Origin of the sequence: Methylocaldum sp. (assembly GCF_039794385.1) — a bacterium.
In the GTDB taxonomy this organism is placed as follows: Bacteria; Pseudomonadota; Gammaproteobacteria; order Methylococcales; family Methylococcaceae; genus Methylocaldum.
This window is the reverse complement of the sequence record NZ_JBDIVO010000472.1, coordinates 1-2,898: the sequence shown is the minus strand read 5'-3', so window position 1 is coordinate 2,898 and position 2,898 is coordinate 1. Positions and strand designations below refer to the sequence as shown.

The 2,898-nt window shown below is 53.8% G+C and carries 2 protein-coding genes and 1 pseudogene; all 3 read left to right on the top strand.

Annotated elements, in window-relative coordinates:
- Positions 1–254, top strand: a pseudogene (gene pgi / locus ABJK70_RS22900) (glucose-6-phosphate isomerase); the annotation flags it as partial.
- A 209-nt stretch (positions 255–463) separates the two neighbouring features.
- The gene (locus ABJK70_RS22895) at positions 464–1,147 is read left to right on the top strand and encodes an O-methyltransferase (RefSeq protein ID WP_077730754.1); all 684 of its coding nucleotides are present in this window, start codon (positions 464–466) and stop codon (positions 1,145–1,147) included.
- A 472-nt stretch (positions 1,148–1,619) separates the two neighbouring features.
- Entirely contained in the window at positions 1,620–2,519 is a 900-nt protein-coding gene (locus tag ABJK70_RS22890) for a PEP-CTERM sorting domain-containing protein (protein WP_347259245.1), read from the top strand.
- The last annotated feature ends 379 nt before the right edge of the window (positions 2,520–2,898 follow it).

The following is a 2,898-nucleotide window of genomic DNA, read 5'->3' as shown; positions in this document are numbered from 1 at the left end:
GCAACAAACCATCCAATTCAATTCTTTATCGAAAACTGACCCCGGAAACTCTGGGATCGCTGATCGCCTTGTACGAGCACAAGATATTCACTCAGGGCGCGATCTGGAACATCAACTCCTTCGATCAGATGGGGGTCGAGTTGGGCAAACGGCTGGCGAGAACCATTCTTTCGGAACTGACCGACGACAGTGCGGTTTCGTCTCATGACGCTTCCACCAACGGTCTGATCAATTACTACAAGCAATTACGCTAGGGTGACGGTCATGAACCCATCCACGCGATGTATTCCCGTCAAGAGAAAACGACCCATTCGTCCTTTCTCTTGACGGAGAGCGGACCGTGCCGGTTCCGAAAATAAGGGTCTACTCTCAGGAACTACGCGTAAGTCTGATCTGATCGAATAAACAATGGACTGCACCAGGGGGCGGCGACTCTCTTCAGCGTGTTTAAAGGAGTTACGGCATGACCGACCTCAATGATCCTACGGCAAGCAATCCAAGCGTGCTAACGCCGGTACATCCGGACATCGAACGTTACTTGACCACTCTCGCCGGTTCGGCCGACACCCCGGTTCTCGTGGAGATGGAAGAGTTGGCTCGTCAGCAGAACTTTCCCATCGTCGGGCGTCTGGTCGGATTGTTTCTGAAGGTCCTCGCCAAAAGTATCGGAGCGAAGCGCATTTTCGAATTCGGCAGCGGTTACGGTTATTCCGCCTACTGGTTCGCAGAGGCCGTCGGGCCGGACGGGCGGGTGATCTGTAGCGATGGCGATCCGAACAATCTCTCCAAGGCGGAACATTTTCTCAGCCAAGCCGGGCTGTGGGACCGCGTCGATTTCCGAACCGGCTTTGCCCAGACCGTCTTCCAGGCTACCGAGGGCGAGTTCGATATCTGCTACAACGACGTGGACAAGGGCGACTATCCCGAAGTGTGGCGCCTTGCCCGCGAGCGTATCCGGCCGGGCGGGCTTTATATTGCGGACAATGTCTTGTGGCACGGCCGTGTTGCTGCCGAAAACCCCGTCGACATCGTTCCCGGCTGGACCGACGCTATCCGCGAACATAACCGACTTATCTTCAACGATCCGGAATTCGATGCGTCCATCAACCCGACCCGAGATGGCGTGGTCGTTGCCCGAAGAAAATAGAAGGCAAAACTCTTGGGAGCGGTCAGATCGCGTGTGGAACTATCCATACCGACTGAGACCGATTTGGCCAACGTTTATTGCTGGTTGCATTGGTCCCTGATAAGCGTTCTGGCGCGCGTCACTTTCTGGTGGCGATATCGTAAAGTACATTGACACTAGGTTTCCTCGCTGCGAGATGTCCATCCGAGTCTTAAGCCTTGATAGTGAATACAGAGCCGTTTGTTGGACTTGAGGCATTCCTTCTGTCGCGCTTTGTGTCGGTAGATCACTATATCTGTCAGTAATTTTTACACTTCTAGCGGAAAATGTTACGTGGGCGTTGCTCGTTGCGTGTAGGTGATTGATTATAAATAATCTTTATGCCTTGGCACAAAAATCGCAAATACGTCGGTGCGATTAGGCCGACGTTGTTAAGTCAGACTTCGGCATAACATTAACTTAATACTCTGATGCTATCTGGGAGCGACATATCATGAAGATTTATTTGAAGCATATCGTAGGCGCGGCCGCGCCCCTGCTGTTTGCGCTGAGTACGTCGGCTTACGGCGGCACGGTTGATCTTTTTAGTGAGGGAAATCAGTCCGCCATCGATACTACTAGCGGGGCAGCATGGAACGGCGATTCCACGACTCTTCCCGGTACCGGGGTGGCTAGCAGCACGGGCACCGGCTTGTCGACTGTGCTGGGCGGTCAGCGTGACATTTGGGCAAACTGTATCACTGGTTGCGATGATACTGTTTCCCGGTCGTTAGCCGTCGTCAGCGGTGGTCAATTCAGATTCAGCAACGATTCGGGTGTAACGGGCGAAGCTATTGTCCAGTGGGACGGCAACGATCAGGATATCGCGCTTAATACCACAGGTTTAGGCGGGTTCGATTTAACTTCGGGCGGCACCATTCATGCCTTTCAATTAACCACGATCGAATCGGATCTCGGATGGTTCTTCCGCATCGAAGCTTTCACGGATGATGATGAGTGGACCAAAATTACGCTGGCCGCTACCTGTGTGGACGCTAGCGGTCCGCTCGATCCCGGTTGCGTACCTTCTCCGCACACGTCTACTATTCCCTTTGCGGCCTTTATGGATGGTTCTCTATGCGGATTTACCGGAACGTCGCCCTATGTAGATGGCGTAGTCGCCATCGAATGCGGCTCCGGCGGTACGGCAAATCTTGCTAACCTCGGCGCACTACAGGTGGCACTGAATACCGGTGATGACGTTGCTGGCGGCTCGGCTCCTAGAACCGCAAACCTGGATCTACGTTTGGATAGCGTCGAAACGATTCCTGAGCCCATGACGCTGGGACTGCTTGGTATCGGCCTGGTTGCGGCAGGACTCTCTCGCCGGAACGGCAAGGTTGTCGCAGCATAACACCAACCGGTGAATGCCCGGCGTTATCGGCTGGGCTCTGGTGATAAGTTAAGCGGTTCTGTCATTGCGGCAGAACCGCTTTTTTTGTGCTTGCGGTCTGTGGACATGCTGGCTTTTTTCGGCTTTCGGCCTGGCTAAGCATTCGATGAAGGGATTGCATTCTCAATGGATTCTTTTCTTATTTACCGCCTACTAAGAGCCTATCCCAGTAGGCCGTTCGCCCTGAGCCCTTCGACTCCGCTCAGGACAGGCCGGTCGAAGGGTTTCTTGAGCCTACTGGGATAGCCTCTAAAACACCACCATGCGGATTGTGCTTGAACGGGACGAAGCATCTTCCGACTTCGGAAGAGTTCTGTGCTGAGTCAGCGAACGCTCCGTG